The 22,335-nt window shown below is 61.0% G+C and carries 12 protein-coding genes; 7 read left to right on the top strand and 5 right to left on the bottom strand.

Features of this window, described 5'->3' with window-relative positions:
- Positions 1 to 94 precede the first annotated feature (94 nt).
- The 3 genes from putA (at position 95) to B9Z51_RS12535 (ending at position 6,022) form a co-directional block, all read left to right on the top strand.
- Positions 95 to 3,850, top strand: a complete 3,756-nt coding sequence (gene putA / locus B9Z51_RS12545) for a trifunctional transcriptional regulator/proline dehydrogenase/L-glutamate gamma-semialdehyde dehydrogenase (protein ID WP_369959131.1) — start codon at positions 95 to 97, stop codon at positions 3,848 to 3,850.
- 305 nt (positions 3,851 to 4,155) lie between these two features.
- Complete coding sequence (locus B9Z51_RS12540; RefSeq protein WP_108375974.1) at positions 4,156 to 5,085, top strand: SMP-30/gluconolactonase/LRE family protein; 930 nt, start codon at positions 4,156 to 4,158, stop codon at positions 5,083 to 5,085.
- A 214-nt stretch (positions 5,086 to 5,299) separates the two neighbouring features.
- The gene (locus B9Z51_RS12535) at positions 5,300 to 6,022 is read left to right on the top strand and encodes an integrase core domain-containing protein (RefSeq protein WP_108375245.1); all 723 of its coding nucleotides are present in this window, start codon (positions 5,300 to 5,302) and stop codon (positions 6,020 to 6,022) included.
- An 18-nt stretch (positions 6,023 to 6,040) separates the two neighbouring features.
- Here B9Z51_RS12535 and B9Z51_RS12530 read toward each other — a convergent pair whose 3' ends face one another.
- The 4 genes from B9Z51_RS12530 to B9Z51_RS12520 are packed head-to-tail and all read right to left on the bottom strand — an operon-like array spanning position 6,041 to position 17,601.
- The gene (locus B9Z51_RS12530) at positions 6,041 to 9,799 is read right to left on the bottom strand and encodes a hemagglutinin repeat-containing protein (protein WP_158272886.1); all 3,759 of its coding nucleotides are present in this window, start codon (positions 9,797 to 9,799) and stop codon (positions 6,041 to 6,043) included.
- Between the two features lies 1 nt (position 9,800).
- Positions 9,801 to 10,343, bottom strand: a complete 543-nt coding sequence (locus B9Z51_RS18265; protein WP_146187761.1) for a hypothetical protein — start codon at positions 10,341 to 10,343, stop codon at positions 9,801 to 9,803.
- A 7-nt stretch (positions 10,344 to 10,350) separates the two neighbouring features.
- Positions 10,351 to 14,613, bottom strand: a complete 4,263-nt coding sequence (locus B9Z51_RS12525; protein ID WP_146187760.1) for a hemagglutinin repeat-containing protein — start codon at positions 14,611 to 14,613, stop codon at positions 10,351 to 10,353.
- Between the two features lie 51 nt (positions 14,614 to 14,664).
- On the bottom strand, positions 14,665 to 17,601 hold the full coding sequence (locus B9Z51_RS12520; protein ID WP_108375239.1) for a DNA topoisomerase III: 2,937 nt from the start codon (positions 17,599 to 17,601) through the stop codon (positions 14,665 to 14,667).
- Positions 17,602 to 17,711: 110 nt separating this feature from the next.
- Between B9Z51_RS12520 and B9Z51_RS12515 the strand changes: the two genes are divergently transcribed.
- From B9Z51_RS12515 to B9Z51_RS12500, 4 genes are read left to right on the top strand one after another with little or no spacing between them, the layout of a single operon-like run.
- On the top strand, positions 17,712 to 18,401 hold the full coding sequence (locus B9Z51_RS12515; protein ID WP_108375237.1) for an SET domain-containing protein: 690 nt from the start codon (positions 17,712 to 17,714) through the stop codon (positions 18,399 to 18,401).
- An 18-nt stretch (positions 18,402 to 18,419) separates the two neighbouring features.
- A complete protein-coding gene (locus B9Z51_RS12510) occupies positions 18,420 to 19,205 on the top strand; it encodes a biotin--[acetyl-CoA-carboxylase] ligase (RefSeq protein ID WP_108375235.1) in 786 nt (261 codons plus the stop codon).
- Between the two features lie 36 nt (positions 19,206 to 19,241).
- Positions 19,242 to 19,562, top strand: a complete 321-nt coding sequence (locus tag B9Z51_RS12505) for a hypothetical protein (RefSeq protein ID WP_108375233.1) — start codon at positions 19,242 to 19,244, stop codon at positions 19,560 to 19,562.
- 19 nt (positions 19,563 to 19,581) lie between these two features.
- Positions 19,582 to 20,241: a glutathione S-transferase family protein gene (locus tag B9Z51_RS12500; protein WP_108375231.1), complete on the top strand. Its 660-nt coding sequence runs from the start codon at positions 19,582 to 19,584 to the stop codon at positions 20,239 to 20,241.
- 582 nt (positions 20,242 to 20,823) lie between these two features.
- Here the strand turns inward: B9Z51_RS12500 and B9Z51_RS12495 are convergent.
- On the bottom strand, positions 20,824 to 22,266 hold the full coding sequence (locus B9Z51_RS12495) for a sensor histidine kinase (RefSeq protein ID WP_108375973.1): 1,443 nt from the start codon (positions 22,264 to 22,266) through the stop codon (positions 20,824 to 20,826).
- Between the last annotated feature and the right edge of the window lie 69 nt (positions 22,267 to 22,335).

Below are 22,335 nucleotides of genomic sequence, written 5' to 3'. Positions count from 1 at the left end.
TGAAGCCACCGACCTACAAGAACTTGTCTCCGTAGGTCGGCGGCTTCAGCCCCGACATGACTGCACACCCAAAAATGCCCACAAGGACGCATCCATGAACGCAACGCTGACTCCAATGACATTGCCCACAGGCGCCCACTTCACCCCCGGCGGCCCGCTGCCCGAGCGCAGTGTGCTGCGCGAAGCCGTCGCACGCGCCACCCGGCTGCCTGAAGCGCAAGCGCTGGCGCCACTGCTGGCCGCTGCCCGCATGACCGAAGTCCAGGCCGAGCGCACCGACGCGCTGGCCCGCGAGCTGGTGCAGGGCATGCGCGAAGGCCCACAACTTGGCGGTCGCACAGGACGTGTGCAGAGCCTGATGCAGGAATATGCGCTGTCCAGCGAAGAAGGCGTGGCACTGATGTGCCTGGCCGAAGCGCTGCTGCGCATTCCCGATGCGGCCACGCGCGATGCGCTGATCCGCGACAAGATCGGGCAGGGCGACTGGCACCAGCATGTGGGCCGCAGCCCTTCGCTGTTTGTCAACGCCGCTTCGTGGGGCTTGCTGCTCACGGGCAAGCTGGTGGCCACGCACAGCGAAAGCGCCATGCTGACCTCGCTCACCCGCTTGGTGGGCAAGAGCGGCGAGCCACTGATTCGCAAAGGTGTGCAGCTGGCCATGCAGATGCTGGGCGAGCAGTTTGTGACGGGCGAGACGATCCATGAGGCCCTGCAGCACGCCCGCGAGATGGAAGCACAAGGCTTTCGTTACTCGTACGACATGCTGGGCGAAGCCGCATTGACCGAGATCGACGCCCAGCGCTATCTGCACGCGTATGAAAACGCGATCCACGCCATTGGCAATGCGTCCAACGGTCAGGGTGTGGTGAATGGCCCCGGCATCTCGATCAAGCTGTCGGCCTTGCATCCGCGCTACAGCCGTGCGCAGCACCAGCGGGTGATTCATGAATTGTTGCCCCGTGTGTTGAAACTCACCGAGTTGGCCAAGCATTACGACATCGGCCTGAACATCGACGCCGAAGAGGTGGACCGGCTCGACATCTCGCTGGACGTGCTCGAGGGCTTGTGCCATGCGCCCAGCTTGCAGGGCTGGCATGGCATTGGCTTTGTGATTCAGGCCTACCAAAAACGCTGCCCCTTCGTGATCGACTTCGTGGTGGATCTGGCACGGCGCACGGGCCACCGCCTGATGGTGCGCCTGGTCAAAGGTGCTTATTGGGACAGTGAAATCAAACGCGCACAGCTCGACGGCCATAGCGACTACCCGGTCTACACCCGCAAGCACCACACCGATGTGTGCTACCTGGCCTGCGCCCGCAAGTTGTTGGCGGCACCTGAGGCGGTGTACCCGCAATTTGCCACACACAACGCGCACACGCTGGCCGCCGTTGTGCAATTGGCGCAAGACATCGGCGGCGATTACGCGCCCGGCCAATACGAGTTCCAGTGCCTGCACGGCATGGGCGAGCCGCTGTACCGGCAGGTGGTCACTTCGCCAGCTTTTGGTCGGCCCTGCCGCATCTACGCCCCCGTGGGCACGCACGAAACCCTGCTGGCCTATCTGGTGCGCCGCCTGCTCGAAAACGGCGCCAACAGCTCCTTCGTCAACCGCATGGCCGACGAGAAGGTTTCCATCAGCGAGCTGGTGCAAGACCCGGTTCAGCGGACAGAGCAAGACGCCTTGAAAGAAGACGCCAGCCCCGGTCAGCCGCACCCCCACATCGCACTGCCTGCACAACTGTATGGCGCGGCACGGCGCAACTCCAGCGGCCCCGATCTGGCGCACGAGCCCACCCTGCGCCAGCTGGCGGCGCAGATGCAAACACAGGTGCAGCCCATTGCCGTGACGCCCCTGCTGGCCTGCGATTTCGCAGGTGCCGAGCACTGCACCCTGCTCAACCCCGCTGACCACCGCGACGTGCTGGGCAGCGTGCAATACGCCAGCACAGGCGATGTGCATGCGGCCTTGCAAGCAGCCACCGATGCCGCCCCCGTCTGGGGTCAGACTCCGCCAGAACAACGCGCTGCCTTGCTCGAGCGCGCAGCCGATTTGCTGCAAGCCGATGGCCCGCGCGTGATGGCTTTGCTGGTGCGCGAAGCGGGCAAGACTTGGTCGCATGCCGTGGCCGAGCTGCGCGAGGCTGTGGACTTTTTGCGTTATTACGCAGCGCAGGTGCACCGCGACTTTGACAACAGCACGCATACGCCGCTGGGCCCGGTGGTGTGCATCAGCCCCTGGAACTTTCCACTGGCCATTTTCATGGGCCAAGTGGCTGCCGCGCTGGCCGCAGGCAACCCGGTCTTGGCCAAGCCAGCCGAGTCCACCCCGGCCATAGCGGCACTGGCCGTGCAGACGCTGTGGCAAGCCGGTGTGCCGCCAGCGGCCGTGCAGTTGCTGCCAGGACAGGGCCGCGAAGTGGGCATGCAGCTGGTGCGCGATGCGCGCGTGCAAGGCGTACTGTTCACCGGCTCCATAGACACGGCCCGCGTGCTGCAAGCGGCACTGGCCGAGCGCCTGAACGCACATGGCCAACCTGTGCCCCTGATCGCGGAAACCGGTGGCCAAAACTGCATGGTTGTCGATTCATCGGCTCTGCTGGAACAAGTTGTGACCGACGCCGTGGCCTCGGCCTTTGAAGCCGCAGGCCAGCGCTGCTCGGCCCTGCGAGTCCTCTGTGTTCAAGACGACGTGGCCGAGCGCTTGATCGAGATGCTGCAAGGCGCGATGGCCGAGATCACCCTGGGCACGCCCACCCAACTGAATGTGGACATGGGCCCAGTGATCGACGCCCGCGCACGCGCTGGCATTGAAGACCATGTGAACGCCATGCAGCAGCGCGGCTGCAAAGTACACCGCATCAGCGCCAACGGATTGAACACCTTGCCTGCAGGCACCTATGTGCAACCCACGCTGATCGAGATCAACAGCATCGCCCAACTGCAGCGCGAGGTGTTTGGGCCGGTGCTGCACATCGTGCGTTACGCCCGCAGTGAACTGGGCAACTTGCTGCAAGCCATCAACGACACAGGCTATGCGCTCACGCTCGGTGTGCATTCGCGCATTGAAGAAACCATTGCGCAAGTCATAGACAGCACCCACGCGGGCAATGTCTATGTGAACCGCAACATGGTGGGCGCGGTAGTGGGCGTGCAGCCCTTTGGTGGTGATGGCCTGTCGGGCACCGGCCCCAAGGCGGGTGGGCCGCTCTACCTGTTGCGCCTGCTGGCGCAATGCCCACCCGATGCCGCTTTGCGCAGCGTGCAAGCCAGTGGCGCAGCGGCACTGCCGCAAGTTACGCCTGCACTTCAAGCTTTGCACGACTGGGCGGTGGCGCAAGGCCGTTTACCTCTGGCCCATGCGTGTGCGCAGTTTGCCGCGACCAACCCGGCAGGCCTGCAAGCCACCCTGAGCGGCCCCACCGGCGAGCGCAACGTCTACCGTGTGCAAGCCCGTGCGCGGGTGCTGTGCCTGACGGGTGAGCAGCCTGACGCCGATGCCGACCGCCTGACCCAGCTGGCCGCCGTGTTGGCAGTGTGTAGCCACGCCGTGTGGCCGCTGTCAAGCCAGGCGCTACACGCGCAGCTGCCTGCTGCGGTGCAAAGCCAGGTGACGCTACAAGACCCTGCGCAAAGTCAGTCGGAAGACGCCGCACTGCTGCACGCGGACGCGGCCAACACTTTGCATTGGCAAGCGCAGCTGGCGCAGCGCCCGGGGGCCATCGTCACACTCACGGCCCTGCGCCCGGGCGACGACGCCGTGCCGCTGGCGCGCTTGGTGAGCGAGCGCAGCATCAGCACCAACACGGCCGCTGCGGGGGGCAACGCCAGTCTGATGACGCTGGGGGTGTGAACGTGTACGCACTGTGGGTGGACTTTGTGGGATCTTGCCTTGCAAGCGAAAGGCATGTGTTCCCGAAGCGGCTGATCGCCACCTGCGCCGACTCCTACAAAAACGTGTATTTGTAGGTCGGTGGCTTCAACCCCGACATGTGGCCTGTGCCGAAGCCAGCAATGTCGGGGCTGAAGCCATCGACCTACAAGAGCGGCTTTGACGTCACCTTGCAGACTTCATCTGGCCGAATTCCTAGGGAATCCCCGCTTGTTGCTTGCGTGAGCAGCATTACATTGGTGGTTTCACCCCACAAAGGCGCTGACATGAAGATTCGAGAACTCGCCACGGGCTTGCAGTTTCCCGAGGGACCGGTGGCGCTGGACGATGGGTCGGTGCTGCTGGTCGAGATTGCACGCGGCACCTTGACGCGCGTCACGGCAGACGGTCGTGTGCAGGTGGTGGCCGAGCTGGGCGGCGGCCCCAACGGCGCGGCCATCGGCCCCGATGGCGCGGTCTACGTCTGCAACAACGGCGGCTTTGCCTGGACGCGGGACCCCGGCAACTACTTGCGCCCCATCGGCCAGGCGCACGATTACTCGGGTGGGCGCATCGAGCGCGTGAACCTGAACACGGGCAAGGCCGAACGCCTGTATGAGGAGGTGGACGGCATCGGCTTGCGCGGCCCAAATGACCTGGTGTTTGATGCGCATGGCGGCTTTTACTTCACCGATTTGGGCAAGGTGCGCGCCCACGAAATGGACCGAGGCGGCGTGTTTTATGCCCAGCCCGACGGCTCGGGGGTGCAGGCCGTGGCACGACCGGTGATGACGCCCAACGGCATTGCCCTCTCGCCCGACGGGCAAACCTTGTATTACGCCGAGACCGAAGGCGCCCGAGTCTGGGCCTTCGACATCACCGCCCCTGGCCAGGTGCGCAAAGACCCCTGGCCTTCGCCCCAGGGCGCACGCATGGTGACAGCCTCGCCCGGCGGGCAGTACCAACGTTTTGACTCAATGGCGGTCGATGCCCAAGGCAACATCTGCGTCGCCACTTTGATGCATGGCGGCATTTCCATCGTCAGCCCCGATGGCAAGTCCGTGCAGCACCTGCCCCTGCCAGACCCCTTCACCACCAACATCTGCTTTGGTGGCCCGGGCCAGCGCACCGCCTACATCACGCTGTCGGCCACCGGGCGCTTGATCGCGGTGGACGACTGGCCCACGCCGGGGCTGGCGCTGAACTTCAACGCTTGAGTTTTTGAATTTTTTGCGTGCTTCTGATTTTGCTTATCTGTTAGTTGTTGCCTTGTTTGCACTATGGGCACGATCGCTTTGCCTAAAGCTCGGACTGCGAAAAGTACCGCCAGACTTCATCCGCCGCCCCAAAGCCTGCTCTCCACCAGCCACACCTCGGCATAGCCGCAAACCCGACTGGCTTCGCCGTGAGGTATTGCGCCTGAAAGCCCACATGACCCACGCCGGTTGTCGCGCTGTGGCTCACACCTTCAACCGCCTGCATCCTGATATGAGCGTGGGCAAAACTTTTGTGGCTGAACTCATCGCATCACACCAACTGGAGATCGCTGATCTGCGCCGCCAGATCCGTTCGGCCAAGCCCCGCACTGTGGCGATCAATCACGCTTGGGCCATGGACATGACGTTCTTCACCGACGGTCAAAAGGTGTGCCATGCAGCCATCGGCATGATCGACCACGGCAGCCGCTTGGCGTTGCGCCTGCAAGTGCTCACCCGTCGATGCAGCTGGAGCATATTGGGTCATTTGTGCCTAGCCATTGCGCAGCATGGCAAGCCCCGCAAGCTGAGGACCGATAACGAAGCGGTTTTCAATAGCTGGGTGTTCAACGGATTCCTGAAGTTGGCAAGCATCCAGCACCAGACCACCCAAAAACATGCCCCCTGGCAAAACGGCAGGATCGAGCGCTTGTTCGGCACGCTCAAACCCTTGCTCAGGCAACTGGTCATCCCGGGCAGCAGTGCGTTGCAAACAGCGTTCGATGAGTTCAAAATTTTCTACAACCACGCCAGGCCCCATCAAAACCTGCAGGGGCTCACGCCTGCGGAACACTTTGCTGGACTGCGGCCCACTGACCTTCGGCAAATGCCGGTCAAAGAAAGCACCGAGGTCCAGGCCCTGGCGGGGTTGATGCGCGGCTATTGGATCAGAAGGTAAAGCGTCCCAATCAAGACTTCAAATCAGCTCAAACAGCACTGTCCGCGTCGAACAGGGGCAAAGCCTGCGTGATTGCCTGAATTTGCATAAAAAGCAGGCACAGCGCAGCACCAAGCAAGCCCACCACCCCATCAAAAACAGCCCCAAGCAGCTGCTCTTTGAAAAAACGGGCTTGCAATTGAGCAGCAAAAATGTTGCGGACACTTGGACATGACAACTGGAAGCACCCTCTGCATAGAAGTTGTTATTGATTTTCGCCTTGGCAACCGCTGCCGCCTCGGCCTTTGCAGCGACTGCCGCATCAGTGGCTACTTTATAGGCAGCCGTACCCATTGGCACTGCCGCAGCCACGCCATTAAAGAAGCGCTCGGCTGTACTCAAGTCTTGCCCTGTAAGGCTTTGGCCCGTGATGGCCTGATATGCCGCGATCGGCGTGCCATACACCGGCAGCAGCGCCGCAACAGCTTCACCCAGTTGCATGGCTTGCGCGGTGGTCAGCTTGCTGTTTTGACTGATGGCTGCAAGATTGCCTGCCACTTCAAGCTTGGCCATTTGCTGGTCGATGCGTTTGAAGTCTTGTTCAGTGCAGTTGACACCGCACTGGTTCATCAGTCGGGCGTTTTCTTGGCTAACCGTTTTGCGCACATTGGCAAACGGGCTGTGGCTGACGTAGTTGTAGGCCGTCTGTGGCAGCGCGGCACTGACACCTGCACCGCCACCCGCAGCGGCCCCCACTGCAATGCTTGCCACTTGTGTGACCACTTGTCTCATGCCCTCTGGCAAGTTGAGCTTGGCAATTTCTTCGCCCAACGCTGGTATCACGGTGGCGTTCACTGCTGCACCCGTTGCACCAGCAGCCCCACCAGTTAAGCCACCGAGAGCCGTGTACAGGCCTGTGCGGTAGACGCCGCCTTCATCCCATTTCGCAGCTTCTTCTTCGTTGCCTTGGCGACGCAGATCAATGGCTTTCTGATCTGCCGTTTTGGCAGCTACTGGAATAGCTTGTTTACCAAACTCATTGGTGATCGCTACTTGTGCAGCAACCTCCTTTTGCGTCTTTTCTTTGTCAAAAATCGCTGTCAGCCCGGTTCCCTTATCTCCGGTTCTGGCATTGGTGTTGCCTGCTACACCGCTGATGCCCGCCGTGGTGGTTGAGTTGGCCTGACCACTGTCAGTGCCAAATCCTGCTCCGCTCAGTTTGGAACCTTGTCCAAGCAGGGAACCAGTGCCCACACCGATGCTGATGCTTTGGGCGCTGTAGTTCGCGCTGTTGTTGAGATCGGTTGTGCTTGTGCCTTGCTTGGCGTCGTAGCTGTTTTTGTTGTTGTCAATGGCCGCTTGCGTGCTCGTGATCTGCCCGCCCATCAGCTCCGTCTTGCCTTGCACGTTGACGTTGAAGCCACCGTCACCAGCTCTGATCGCAGATTGTTCGCCTACGCTCTTGTAGTCGCTGTTGATCTTGGTCGCCGCCAGGTTGACGCTGCCGCCTGAGGCCGGGCCAACGGTGACACTGCCGCCCACTTGTTGACTCTTTTCTTTGTACTGGCTGATGTCTTGCAGGCTTTGGATGTTGAGGTTGCCGCCCACATTGGCGGTGACCTGATCGCCCTTGATCACTGCGCCTTTGAGATTGGTGTCACCGCCTGATTCAATGTTGACGTTGTTGCCCGCCACCTGGCTGTTGGTGTACGTGGTGCTGTTGCCCGCGCCTTGGCCATTGCCAGCACTGGCGCTCACCGTGACGCCTGCTTTGGCGCCCCCTGCGCCCAGCTGTATGCCCACTCCAATGCTGCCGCTGCTGTTCTTGGAGCTGCTGCTTTCTTGCGTGGTGTTTTGCGCGGCCACGATGTTGACTTGGTCGTCGGCTTTGAGCGCTGTGTTGCCTGCGGCTGTGATGCTGCTGCCGCGCACGGTGATGTCGCTGTTGACTCCTGCGCCCGTGGCCTGGATGGTGACGTTGCCACCTGCGTTCAAGTTGCTGCCCTTGGCGGTGTCGGCGCTGCTTTGTTGTTTGCTTTGGCTGCTGGATGCGCCAAGGCTCAGGCTGATGCCAATACCGCCTGCTTTGTCAGCGGCGTTGCCTTGGACCGTTTCCAGTGTGCCGTCAGGGTTGGTTGCGCCCGTTTTGACCATGCCGTTGGCATCGCCCTGCCCCGCCTTGATCGCGTCTGCGCCTTGCTTGAGGTTGAACCCCGCATTGGCTGCCGCCAGTGCTTGCATGCGGCCTGAACTGGTGTTGCCTGCCGCTTGCAGTTGGCTGCTGGCTGTTTGCAAGGCGCTGATCACCGGGCTGGTGATGGCCAGCGTCAAACCACTTTGCTTGAACTTTTGTTCTGTGCTTTGGCTGCCGGTTTCCCGGGCTTCGTTGATGTCCACTTGCTGGGCGCTGATGTTGATGTCGCCGCTACCGGAGGGGCTGTTCAGTCCTGGCGTGAGGATGTCGGAGCCCGTTTGCGTGTAGGTCTTGCCTGCGTTGATGGTCACGTTGCCGCCCGTGCTGCCCACGGTGCTGCCTGCGGCTGTGGTGCTTTGACCTTGGCTGTCCACACTTTGCATTTGCTTGCCCAGGGTCACGCTCAAGCCACCTCCGCTCAATAGCCCGGACTTGGTGGTTTGGTTGAAGCTGCTTTGGCTGTTGGTGTTTTGCGCCGCTTCAATGTTGACGTTGCCACCCGCACCCAGGTTCACGTTTTGGTCGGCCAGCACGTTGGAGCCTTTGACGGTGAGGTCTTTGCCTGCGGTGATGGCGACGCTGTTGCCTTCAAAGCCAGTACCAATGGCGGTGGTGCTGGCGCTCTTGATTTGGGTGGTAGTGGTCGTGCTCGACAGCACGCCTTTGTTGGTGCTCTTGCGCGTTTTGTCAAAGGTTTCGCTGGCCTGGCCTGCGCTCACTTGCGCTGCTTTGGTGCTCAGGTCATTGCCCGCTGTCAGGCTCACGTTGCCGAGCGCGTTGATCTGGCTGCCCACGTCTTGGCTTTTGCTTTGCCGCAGGTGGTTGTTGGCGTCCCAGTTGAGGCTTTGGCTGCTGCCGGTGGTCACGGTGCTCAGGTTCAGGTCGTTGCCTGCGCTCAGTTTGGCCTCGCCGGTGCCTGCGTTGCTGACTGCCGCTGCCGTCAGGTTGAGGTCTCGCCCGGCGCTGGCCACCAAGGTGCCGGTGCTGCCTTTGACGTACAGGCCCGCCACCCGGTCGATGCCGGTGTTGCTCAAGGTGTTGGCCCCTGTGTTGGTGGTGGTGGTCTGGGTGGTGGTGACCACGTTCAGGTCACGCCCTGCGTTGACGTCGAGCTTGCTTTGCGCCTCAATCGTTCCGCCAATGTTGTGGATGTCTTGGCTGGCCTTAGCGCTCAAGCTGTCTGCGCTCAGGCGTCCGCCCAGGTTGTGGATGTTCTTGGCGTTGATCTCCATCACGTTGCGCCCCGCCATATTCGCCATGATCGTGCCGCTGTTGGTCAAATCGCCTGCGAGCTTGAGGTCCACGTCTTTGCCGCCAATGAGCGCGCCCGTGCCGTCCAGGTCGCCTTCTTTGACGCGCACGTACACCTGCGGGGTCAGCACCTTTTGTGTGCTGCCATCGGCCAAGGTGACGGTTTGCTCGACCAGCCAGACGATGTCGCTGGTCAGCTGGGCCATTTGCTCAGCCGACAGGGCAACGCCGGGGCGCTTTCTGCGCCTTGAACCAGAGCATCCACCACCCGCACTGCTGCGGGCATGTTCACCCACTGCCATCAAGCAGCCTCTGGCTTTGTTGAATATCAGGCGGTGGGATTGTGCATTCATGTCAATCTGTCCAGGTGAATGGCTCTGCACCGACCAGTGCGCCAGTTTGCGCATCAAAAAAATACATGCAATCAGCAAGACCATCGTTGCCTTCGATTTCGATGATGCCATCGGTGCGTTTTTTGTTATTTCTTACTTGTCGCTTGAAATGAGGCAAGGGTGTCCAGTGTCCGTAGCAGCTCAAACTATCGCGCTTGGCCTCTTCCAAACGATCATCACTGAAACCGCGCACATTGAATGCGGGATGCATGGTGCAGCGTACGCTCAGATCGCCGTTAAGGATCTTGGCCTCTGGTGAGCAGTAAATATCTGGGAACGCCAAAAAACCAGTTTCATCAAACAGAAAGTCAACCCATTCATATCCAATTTCTCGGAAATTAGCTTGATATGACTCTCCTCTGTAAACCCATCGGTTCGCCACCTCGTTACCCCAGTAATCCCAGTATTCTGACCATGTCATCTCTGGCGAATCACTCCACTTGGCATTTGAGGGACGAGTTTTTCCATTGTCTCGAATCGAGACGTAATCAGTAATGCGTTCCATGATCGCCTCACTTCGTCAGTACGGACAGAGGTTTGGGTTCACCAACAGGCTTTAAGTAATCCTGTCTTCGTGCCCCGGGAGGAAGGGTGGACCACAAAAACTCTGTTTGTGTTGCACCTCCTCGATAAAGCTGCCCTGACGGTTCGTTTTGCTTACCAATGAAACCGATATTCGCATCGAGGGGTTTGACCACCTCGTATTCGATAACGTATTTGACGTCAGATTTGTAACGCTGCGGTAAGGCCAAGTCTTGGCGTGCAGCAGCTTGGCTTGCAACATCGTCAAAAGACGCCCAAGATCCCATTGGAAGTCCCAAGTTTTTAGCTCTAGCTTCCATTAAATCTGCCTCACTCACCACCATCTGCACCTTCGTGCCAGGCTTGAGTTCAGCATTGATCACCGCCGTCCCTGGTGACCACGCCGCGTCTTTGCCTACGGCTTTCATGGCCGCATTCACTTCATCCGCACTCCGCACACTCTTGAGCCCTGCAGCTGCTGCACCGGCACCGCCAATGGCCAAGCCCGTTGGCCCCAAGGCATCGCCCGCTGCAATTTCACCACCTGCAATCACCACACGGTTACACGCAACAGGGTTACTCAAGCACCAACTGGCCGCAGCAGGCATGGTCACGCCCACAGCCAATGCACCGGCACCCGCAGTGGCTGTGCCCAAGGCTCCGCGCACCTTGCTGTCTTTTTGGGCCGCTGCCAGCAAATTGGCCGTGGACGGCTGCACCAAACCCTGCTTTGCATAGAAAGCCAACGCCTGCGGGTCGCTCACGACGGCTTGGGCATACATGGATGGGTCGGCTTTTTGTGCGGGCGTGGCATAGAACATGTAGCCAACGTTTTGGCCCGGAACATTCGAATCACCCGGCAACTGCTGGTTGCCTGCCTGCTTCAAGAAAGCTTGTGCGCTGACATCGGTGGCGCCCTCAACGCCAAACTGCACTTGCCTGAACGCTTGCTGCGCAAGTTGCTTTTCTGCTTCTGCTTCACTGACTCCTTGCTGCTGCGCATAACGTTTGGCGTTGTCTTTGATCCATTTGACCTCCGTCGGATGCAACTGCCGATTGTTCATGTCCGCGTTGAATGCCGTTGCACCGCCAGCCACACTGCCGCCGCTGGCTGCTGCGCCAATCGCTGCTGCTGTCGTGCCGCTGGCCAGACCCGCAATCACTTTGCTGGCGCTCTCGCCCAAGCCAGCGTTTTGCAGGCCTTGTTGCAACTGGCCTTGCAACTCGTTGAGTGTGGGCGCTGCCGCGCTGCCTGCGCCTGCGCCCACAGCGCCTGCCGTGCCTCCCGTGAGTCCGCCAATGGCGGTGTGCATCGCCACTCGGTAAGCCCCGCCTTCGTCCCACTTGGCCGCTTCTGCTTGTAAAGCAGCTTTCTGAACGGGGTCAATTTCTGCGTTGGCCTTGTTGCTCAGGTCTTTGAGCTGGTTGCCCGCATAGTCCCCCACAGCCTTGCTCGCTTGCTTGCCAAACTCGCTGGTGATCGCCACTTGCGCATTGACTTCGGCTTTGACTTGCTCTTTGTTGAAGATCGGGTTGATGCTGGTGCTCTTGTCTCCTGTGCGGGCTGCTGCGTTGCCCGTGACGTCGCTGATGCCTGCGGTAGTCACCGAGCTTGCACTGCCGCTGTCTGAGCCAAAGCCCACACCGCTCATGCCCGCACTTGCGCTCTTGCCCGGCAGGGCGCCTGCGCCTATGCCCACACTCACGCTTTGGGCGCTGTAGTTGGCGCTGTTGTTCAGATCGGTTGTGCTTGTGCCTTGCTTGGCTTCGTAGCTGTTCTTGTTGCTGTCAATGGCTGCTTGCTTACTCGTGATCTGCCCGCCCATCAGCTCCGTCTTGCCTTGCACGTTGACATTGAAACCACCATCGCCTGCACGGATGACGCTTTGTTCATTGACGCTTTTGTAGTCGCTGTTGATCTTGGTCGCCGCCAGGTTGACGCTGCCGCCTGCTGCCGGGCCAACGGTGACACTGCCGCCCACTTGTTGGCTCTTTTCTTTGTACTGGCTGCTGTCTTGCAGGCTTTCAATGTTGAGGTTGCCGCCCACATTGGCGGTGACCTGATCGCCCTTGACCACGCCACCCAAGATGTTGGTGTCTCCCCCGCTTTGGATGTTGACATTGTTGCCCGCCACCTGGCTGTTGGTGTACGTGGTGCTGTTGCCTGCGCCTTGGCCATTGCCAGCACTTGCGCTCACGGTGACACCTGCTTTGGCGCCCCCTGCGCCCAGCTGCATGCCCACACCGATGCTGCCGCTGCTGTTTGTGCTGTTGCTGCTTTCTGTGGTCGTGTTTTGCGCGGCCACGATGTTGACTTGGTCATCGGCTTTGAGCGCTGTGGTGCCTGCGGCTGTGATGCTGCTGCCGCGCACGGTGATGTCGCTGTTGGCTCCTGCGCCCGTGGCTTGGATGGTGACGTTGCCGCCTGCGTTCAAGTTGCTGCCCTTGGCGGTGTCGGCGCTGCTTTGTTGTTTGCTTTGGCTGCTGGATGCGCCAAGGCTCAGGCTGATGCCAATACCGCCTGCTTTGTCAGCGGCGTTGCCTTGGACCGTTTCCAGTGTGCCGTCAGGGTTGGTTGCGCCCGTTTTGACCATGCCGTTGGCATCGCCCTGCCCCGCCTTGATCGCGTCTGCGCCTTGCTTGAGGTTGAACCCCGCATTGGCTGCCGCCAGTGCTTGCATGCGGCCTGAACTGGTGTTGCCTGCCGCTTGCAGTTGGCTGCTGGCTGTTTGCAAGGCGCTGATCACCGGGCTGGTGATGGCCAGCGTCAAACCACTTTGCTTGAACTTTTGTTCTGTGCTTTGGCTGCCGGTTTCCCGGGCTTCGTTGATGTCCACTTGCTGGGCGCTGATGTTGATGTCGCCGCTACCGGAGGGGCTGTTCAGTCCTGGCGTGAGGATGTCGGAGCCCGTTTGCGTGTAGGTCTTGCCTGCGTTGATGGTCACGTTGCCGCCCGTGCTGCCCACGGTGCTGCCTGCGGCTGTGGTGCTTTGACCTTGGCTGTCCACACTTTGCATTTGCTTGCCCAGGGTCACGCTCAAGCCACCTCCGCTCAATAGCCCGGACTTGGTGGTTTGGTTGAAGCTGCTTTGGCTGTTGGTGTTTTGCGCCGCTTCAATGTTGACGTTGCCACCCGCTTTGAGAATCACGTCCTGGTCGGCCAGCACGTTGGAGCCTTTGACGGTGAGGTCTTGGCCTGCCTGGATGCTGACGCTGTTGCCTTCAAAGTTGCTGCCTATGGCGCTGGTGCTTTGGCTGCGCTCTCGCGTGGTGGTGGTGCTGCTGGAGAGCAAGTCTTTGCTGGTGAATTGGGTAGCCTTGTCCAGGCTTTGGCTGGCCTCGCCTGCGGTGATGTTGAGGTTGTTACCCGCTGTGGCTTTGAGCTCTTGCCCTGCGCTGACTTGCGCGGCCTTGGCGTTCAGGTCTTGCCCGGCACTCAATGTTAGCTTGCCTGCGGCGTTGACCTGACTGCCCACGTCTTGGCTATTGCTTTGGCGCAGGTAGTTGTTGGCGTCCCAGTCAATGCTTTGGCTCGCGCGGGTGGTGACGGTGTTCAGGTTGAGGTTGTTGCCTGCGCTCAGTTTGGTGTCGCCTGTGCCTGCGTTGCTGACAGCGGCAGCCGTCAGGTTGAGGTCTCGCCCAGCACTGGCGACCAGAGCGCCTACGCCGCCACTGACATACAAACCGGCCACGCGGTCAATACCTGTACGGTTGAAGTTGGCTGAGCCCACTTGTGTGGTGGTGCTTTGCGTTGTGGTTTGAATGTTCAGGTCTCGCCCGGCGCTGGCACTGAGGCTGCTGACCGCCGAGATGCTGCCGCCAATGTTGTTCAGGTCTTGCCTGGCAGTCACGCTCACGTCGTTGCCGCCCACTCGACCGCCCAGGTTGTTGACGTTTTCTGCGGTCAAGCTCACCACGCTGCGCCCTGCGATGGTGCCGCTGTTGGTGAGGTCTTGTGCGTTCACGTTCAGGCGCGTGCGGGCGCTCAGGGTGCCGCTGTTGTTCAGGGCGCTGCCTGCGGCCAGATCAACTTGCCCGCCCGACATGAGGGCGCCGTTGCCGCGGACATCACCCTCGCTCAAGCGGGCATAGACCTGGGGCACGAGCACGGTTTGCTGGCTGCCGTCGGCCAGGGTCACGCTCTGGTTGACAAGCCAGACCATGTCGGCGGTGAGTTTGCACATTTGTTCAGCCGACAAGGCGATGCCCGGGCGCAGGTTCATTTGCTGGCCGTATTGCACGCCTGCGTTCATGCGACACAGCTCATCGCGCACGGGGTGCGAAACCTGTACGAGCAAAACCGATCAGCTCAAATGCTTGCCGATGATCCCGGCCAGCTCGAACATGGTGGCCTGGTCTTTGCCAAACACAGCTTGCAGCTTGCCATCAGCCTTGATAGAGCGCTTGTCGGCAGGGTCTTGCAAACCATTGGCCTTGATGTAGTCCCAGATTTTCTTGACCACTTCGGTGCGGGCATAGGTGCCGTCGCCAATCACGGCCATCAGGGCGGGGCTGGGTTTCAAGGTGCCGACTGAGGCCTTGCGCGGCGCTTTTTCTGCAGCGGGCTTGGCGGCTTTTTTGGCAGCAGGGGCTTTGGCGGTTTTAACGGCAGCAGTTTTGGCCGTGGTTTTTTTCGCAGCAGCTTTGCCAAAAGGCGTTTTAGCTGACGTCTTGCGTGGCGGGTATTTCTTGCCACCTTCGCGTGGCTCAAATTCAAACGTCACTTTGCCCTCTTCGGGGTTCCAGGCCAGCATGGCCTTGAAGGTGCGGCGCGTGCGGTTGCTGACGAACTTGTCGAGCAGATCGGTCTTGCCGGTGGCCAGCAGCTTGACGACCTGCTCGCGTTCCACAGGCTGCTGCAAGATGACCTTGCCGCTCTTGAAGTCGCAGCTGGGCGTGGGTTGCTCATTGGTCGGCACGGCTTTGCTGCACACATAGTTGCTGCCGTGCTCGTGCACCGGGCTGCCGCACTTGGGGCAGGCGCCCAATGACGCGTCGCTGAACTCGACGATCTCGCCACTCTCTTCGTTTTTCTTGTCGTCACCAAAGTCAAACTCGAGCTTCCAGTTCTTTTCTTCTTCGTTGTACTTGAGCGCCATTTCGGCCACAAAGGGCCAACCGGCCTTGGAGCGGAAGCCGTCCAGCGGGCCGATCTTTTTGTCGCGCATGAACTGCTCGACTTCGGCCGGCTCGAAGGTGCGGCCGGCGGGCGACTTGCCAAACGAGAAGCCGCAGCCGTCGCTCGCGCCATCGGCCCCCGTGCAGGTGTAGCGGCGGTAGTTTTCTTTCACCACGCCACCGCAATTGGGGCAGGGCGTGCTCACGGTGGCGTAGTCGCCGGGCACGGTGTCGCGGTCGTACTCTTTGGCCTTCTTGACGATGTGCTCGGTCATGGCCGCGATCTCGGCCATGAACTGGCCCCGGCTCAGCTTGCCTTGTTCCATCTGGGCCAGCTTGTATTCCCATTCGCCCGTGAGCTCGGGCTTGGACAGTTCTTCGACCTGCAAGCCGCGCAGCAGCGTCATGAGCTGAAAGGCCTTGGCGGTGGGCAGCATCTCGCGGCCTTCGCGCAGCATGTACTTTTCGTTGATCAGGCCTTCAATGATCGCGGCGCGGGTGGCTGGCGTGCCCAGGCCTTTTTCCTGCATGGCTTCGCGCAGCTCGTCGTCGTCGACCATCTTGCCTGCGCCTTCCATGGCACCCAGCAGCGTGGCTTCTGAATAGCGGGCAGGGGGGCGGGTTTTCAGGCCCTTGGCCTCGACCGACTCCACACCCACTTGTTCGCCCGGCTGCACCGGCACCAGGTTTTGGCCTTTGTCGCCGTCTTTGGCGTCTTCCACCTCGGCAGCGGCTTCTTTGCCATAAATCGCCAGCCAACCGGGTTTGACCAGCACCTTGCCCACGGTCTTGAAGCTGTGGCCTGCGGCCACGCTGATGCGGGTGGTCACCTGGTACTCGGCGCTGGGGAAGAACACCGCCATGAAGCGGCGCACCACCAGGTCATACAACTTTTGCTCGGCCTCAGACAGGCCGCTGGGCGCTTGCAGCGTGGGGATGATGGCGAAGTGGTCCGAGACCTTTTTGTTGTCGAACACGCGCGGGATCTTGCGCACGTAGTTGTTGTTCAGGGCCGTGAGCGCGTGCGGGGCCAGGTGGCGCATGCCGCTGTCGGCCAGCATCTCGAAGGTTTGCTTGGCCACGGGCACGTAGTCTTCGGGCAGGTGGCGCGAGTCGGTACGCGGGTAGGTCAGGGCCTTGTGGCGCTCGTACAGGCTTTGGGCCAGCGCCAGCGTGGTCTTGGCCGAAAAGCCGAACTTGCCGTTGGCCTCGCGCTGCAAGCTGGTCAGGTCAAACAAACCGGGGCTCGCTTGTGTGGTGGGCGTGGCCTCTTCGGTGACGGTGGCTTTTTGGCCGCGCACGGCGTTGACGATGGCTTGTGCCTCAGCCGCAGTCCACTTGCGGTCGGCTTTCTTTTCGGCGTCTTCTTCTTTGCGCCACTTGGGGTCAAACCACTTTCCGGGATAGGTGCCTGCAGCGGCAGCGAATTCCGCGTGGATTTCCCAATAGTCGCGGCTGATGAACTTGCGGATTTGTTCTTCGCGCTCCACCACCACGGCCAGCGTGGGCGTTTGCACCCGACCCACAGTGGTCAAGAAGAAGCCGCCATCGCGCGAGTTGAAGGCGGTCATGGCGCGGGTGCCGTTGATGCCCACCAGCCAGTCGGCCTCGGATCGGCTGCGGGCGGCGTCGGCCAGGCCCTGCATTTGTTGCTCGCTGCGCAGGCTGTTGAAGCCGTCACGAATCGCTTGCGGCGTCATGGACTGCAACCACAGGCGCTTGACGGGCTTGTTGAGCGGCTTGGCACCACCTGCGTACTGCTCAATCAGGCGGAAGATCAACTCACCCTCGCGGCCCGCGTCACAGGCGTTGATGAGGGCACTCACGTCCTTGCGCTTGGCTTGCCTGACCACGGCGCTCAAACGGCTCTTGGTCTTGTCCACCGGCTTCAAATCAAAGTGCGGCGGAATCACGGGCAGGTTGGCAAAGCTCCATTTGCCGCGTTTGACGTCGTATTGCTCAGGGGCCTGAATCTCCACCAGGTGGCCCACGGCGCTGGTCACCACATAACTGTCGCTCTCAAAGTGGTCCTCGTGCTTTTCGAACTTGCCCGCCACAGGAGTGAGGGCCCGAACGATGTCTTGGGCCACCGAGGGTTTCTCTGCAATGATCAATGTTTTCATGTCTATACAATCCGTTGTCTCGCGTGTGCACGCGCGCTCGCACACATGCACGCCTGGGCGCGCTCACGCGCACGCCCACATGAATTCACCATAACAAATTTTTCAACGCCGTGGCCAAAACACCTGCCCCTCGCTCCGCCTCGCCATCCGGCAAACGCATCCAGGTTCGCCGCTCCGGCGTGCACGGAAAGGGCGTGTTTGCCTTGCAGGACCTGGCCGAAGGCGAGACCATCATCGAGTACGTGGGCGAAGTCATCAGCTGGGACGAGGCGCAAGACCGCCACCCGCACGACCCCAATGACCCGAACCACACCTTCTACTTCCATGTGAACGAAGACCGGGTGATTGATGCACTGCACGGCGGCAACTCTTCGCGCTGGATCAACCACAGCTGCGACCCCAACTGCGAAGCCGACGAAGACAACGATCGCATCTTCATCAAGGCGCTGCGCAACATCAAAGCCGGTGAAGAGCTGAACTACGACTACGGCCTGATCATCGACGAGCCCTACACCCCCGAACTGCTGGCCGAATACCCCTGCTGGTGTGGCGCCAAAAACTGCCGGGGCACGCTGCTCTCGCCCAAGGAGCGTGACGACACGCCCGAAATCCCGAGTCAGAAAAAGAAAAAGGCGAATTCCAAGCCCAAGGCCGATGTGAAGAAGGCGCCCGCCAAACCCAAGGCAGATGCCAAAGCCAAACCGCCAGCGAAGCCCAAAGCCAAGGACAAGGCCTCCGTCAAAACCAAAGCTTCACCAAAGACCCCGTCCACAACCAAGCTCAAGTCCAAAAAGGCTTGACCCCCAAAAGGCCGCTGGATGATCGCCCCCACCCCCTGGCCCGCCGAATCGATCTGGGAGCAGGTTTTCCCCCTGCTGCCTGACTTCAGCGTGGAAATCCTTCCGGAGATCGATTCCTCCAACAGCGAACTCATGCGCCGCGCCCGTGCAGGCCAGCGCGAGCCCACTTTACTGGTGGCCGAGCGCCAGACCGCAGGCCGGGGCCGCATGGGCCGGGTGTGGCAAAGCCAGAGCGGTGATTCACTGACCTTTTCTTTGAGCTTGCCCATGGCCCCCAAAGACTGGTCGGGTTTGTCGCTCGCTGTGGGCTTGAGCCTGGCCGAAAGCCTGCATGCCGAAGTGGGCCTCAAGTGGCCCAACGATCTGTGGTTCCAGTCGCGCAAGCTGGGCGGCATCCTGGTCGAAGCCGCCAGCATGGGGGAACGCAGCCAGGTGGTCATCGGGGTGGGCCTGAACATCCGTGCGCGTCCTGCCGATGGCCTGAGCACCGCGCCTGCGGCCTTGACCGAGTTGTTGCCCGCGCTCACCGCTCCGGCCTGTCTGGCGCAGGTGGTACCTGCCCTGATCAAGGCGATGCTCGACTTCGAGCGCCAGGGTTTTGCCCCCTTGCAGCAACGCTTTGAAGCGCGCGATGTGCTCAAAGGGCAAGCCGTGCACACCAGCGACGGCCTGCAAGGCGTGTCCCTGGGGGTGAGTCCGGGGGGTGCGTTACGATTGCAAACCGACTTGGGTGTGCAGGAGATCCACAGCGCCGAAGTCAGCGTGCGGCCTTTAGAACGGCCATTCAAGCGGCCATTTCTGTGACCGTTTAAGCACCCTATCCCCACCGAGGACACCCCCATGAAGCGCTGGTTGTTTGGAGTTTTACTGCTGTGCAATGCTGTCGTTCTGGCCTGGCAATGGGACGCGTTTGCCCGATGGGGCTGGGGGCCGAACGCCAAACGCGAACCAGAACGCCTAACGCAACAAATTCGGCCCGAAGCCTTGAGCATCACCTTGCCGCCGCACTCGCCCGCCAGCACCGCACAGGTCGCCCCCACCCCTGCAGCGGCTTCAGAAGCTGCACCTCAAACGCCTTCTCAAGCCGCCCCCACAGCCGAACCGGCCTCTGCGCCTACGCCCCCCACGACTGGAAACACTGCGGCCAAAGCCAACCGATAAACCTTTTGGAGACCCCAGCATGAGCTTGAAACTGTATTTCGCCCCCGGCGCCTGTTCTTTTGTGCCCCATGTGCTGCTCGAAATGAGCGGCGCTTCGTTTGACCCCCAGATGGTCAAACTGCACAAAGGCGAGCAAAACAGCGAGGACTACAAAGCCATCAACCCGCGTGGCCAGGTGCCTGTGCTGGTGAGCAACGGCCAGGTGGTCACGCAAATCGTGGCCATCGTGCTGCACCTGGACCAACTCTTCCCGGATGCACACTTCCTGCCCAGCGAGCCTGTTGCCCGCGCCCAGGCCCTCTCGACGCTGGTCTGGATGAACAACACCGTTCACCCCACGTTCACCCACATCTTCATGCCGCAAAAGTTCTCGGATCTGCCTGAGGTACAGGCCGCGCTCAAGCCCTACAACACGCAACTGTTTCGCGGCATGCTGGGCGAATTGCAGGCCTTGGTCAAAGCCGCTGCGGCCAAAGGCCAGACCTGGCTGACCGGCGAGCACTTCAGCCCTCTGGACGCGTACAGTTTGACGCTGACCCGCTGGGGCACCATCGCGGGCATCGCGCCCGAAGAACACCCCGAACTGTGGGCTTTTGTGCAAAAAGTGGCGGCCCAGCCCGCAGTCGCCCGCGTGATGGAGCGCGAACGCCTGCAACTGAACATGAGTCCGGCCGCCTGAGCCAGCCATGTCGGACTCTGCGAGTACCGACCTACGAGCAAGCCGCCTTGTAGGTCGGCGGTCGAAGACCCCGACAAATGCCCGCAGACCGCTCAGCCAAATGATCTGCTGCACTGGATCACCCAAACGTCGGACTCTGCGAGTACCGACCTACGAGCAAGACGCCTTGTAGGTCGGCGGTCGAAGCCCCCGACAAGTGCCCGCAGACCGCTCAGCCAAATGATCTGCTGCACTGGATCACCCAAACGTCGGACTCTGCGAGTACCGACCTACGAGCAAGCCGCCTTGTAGGTCGGCGGTCGAAGACCCCGACAAATGCCCGCAGACCGCTCAGCCAAATGATCTGCTGCACTGGATCACCCAAACGTCGGACTCTGCGAGTACCGACCTACGAGCAAGACGCCTTGTAGGTCGGCGGTCGAAGACCCCGACAAATGCCCGCAGACCGCTCAAACCAAAGGCGACCTGCCGTGCCAGATCACCAAAACGTCGGACTCTGCGAGTACCGACCTACGAGCAAGCCGCCTTGTAGGTCGGCGGTCGAAGACCCCGACGTTGGCTGAGCAAGTGCTCATGCCCGTTTCATGCAGGTGGTTTGAAGCGCAGTGTGAAGCAGGCCCCTGGCGGGGTCTGGCCGGGGTGAGAGGCGTCGATGCTGACGGTGGCGCCATGCTGTTGGGCGATTTCGCGCACGATGGGCAAGCCCAGGCCTGAACCGTCCACATTGGTGCCCAGCGCCCGGTAAAACGGCTGGAACACCATTTCCCGTTCGGCCACCGGGATGCCCGGGCCGTTGTCTTCGACCTGCATGACCAGCGCTTTGCTGTACGGGTCGACCAGCACACGCACCGTGATCACCCCGGTGCGTTCGGGTGTTGACGGGGTGTAGTGCATGGCGTTTTCCACCAGGTTGCGCACCATTTCCTTGAGCAAGATGGGGTTGCCCATGACCTGCGCGCCGGGCGTGTCCGCATCCACCCCCTCGTAGCCCAGGTCCAGTCCTTTGTCCATGGCGCGTGGCAAGGAGTCTTGCAAGACATCGCTGGACAGTCGCACCATGTCACAGCTTTGCTGCGTCGCGCGGCCACCGCCGCCTTCAGCCCGGGCCAGCGAGAGCAATTGGTTGACGGTGTGCGTGGCTTGCACGCTGGCCCGTCCGATTTGCTGCAAGGACTTTTTCAGGTCCTCTTCGCTCGAGCCAGAGCGCTGCGCCAAGTCTGCCTGCATGCGCAGGCCGGCCAGAGGTGTTTTCAGTTGGTGCGCGGCATCGGCCAAAAACCTTTTTTGCGTGACGATGGATTCCTTCAGACGCTCCAGCAAATCGTTGACCGACAGCACCAGCGGGGCCACTTCCATGGGCACGGCCTTGTCGTCCAGTGGGCTCAGGTCGTCGGGTTTTCTCGCCCGGATGCGCTCTTCCAGCTCGGACAGCGGCTTGATGCCGCGCACCAGGGCCAACCACACCAGCAGCACCGCCAGTGGCAGCAGGGCGAATTGGGGCAACATCACGCCCTTGATGATTTCGGCCGCCAGCACCGAGCGCTTTTCGCGGGTTTCGGCCACTTGAACCAGGGCGGGTCGCTTGCCTTCAGGGTCCAGGCGAATCCAGGTGTAGGCCACGCGCACTTCCAGGCCACGCATTTCATCGTCGCGGATGTGCACCTCGTAGCTGCTGCCTTTTTCTTCATCGGCCGGTGGCATGGGCAAATCGCGTTCGCCGCTCAGGTGTTCGTTCTGCGCACCCCGCACCTGGTAGTAGACCAGGTCGGTTTCGTCGGCACGCAGCAACTCGCTGGCCGGTTGCGGCAAGCTGAATTGCACGCGCTTGTCCGCCCCCATCTTGACCTGCTGGGCCAGTGCCTGCACGTTGTAAATCAAGGCCCGGTCAAAGGGTTTGTTTGCCAAGCCTTGTGCCACCAGCCAGGTCAGGGCCAGGCTGATGGGCCACAGCAGCAGCAAAGGCGTGAGCATCCAGTCCAGGATTTCCCCAAACAGAGAGCGTTGTTCGCGTTTGAAAAGTCGCACGTTCCTGCCCCGTGAATTCATGCTCGATTGAGGCGCAAACGGCTACAGGCCAAGTTCAAATCCGGGCGT

Origin of the sequence: Limnohabitans sp. T6-5 (assembly GCF_003063315.1) — a bacterium.
In the GTDB taxonomy this organism is placed as follows: Bacteria; Pseudomonadota; Gammaproteobacteria; order Burkholderiales; family Burkholderiaceae_C; genus Limnohabitans_A.
Note: the sequence above shows the minus strand (reverse complement) of the source record. Positions and strands in the feature narration are given on the sequence as shown.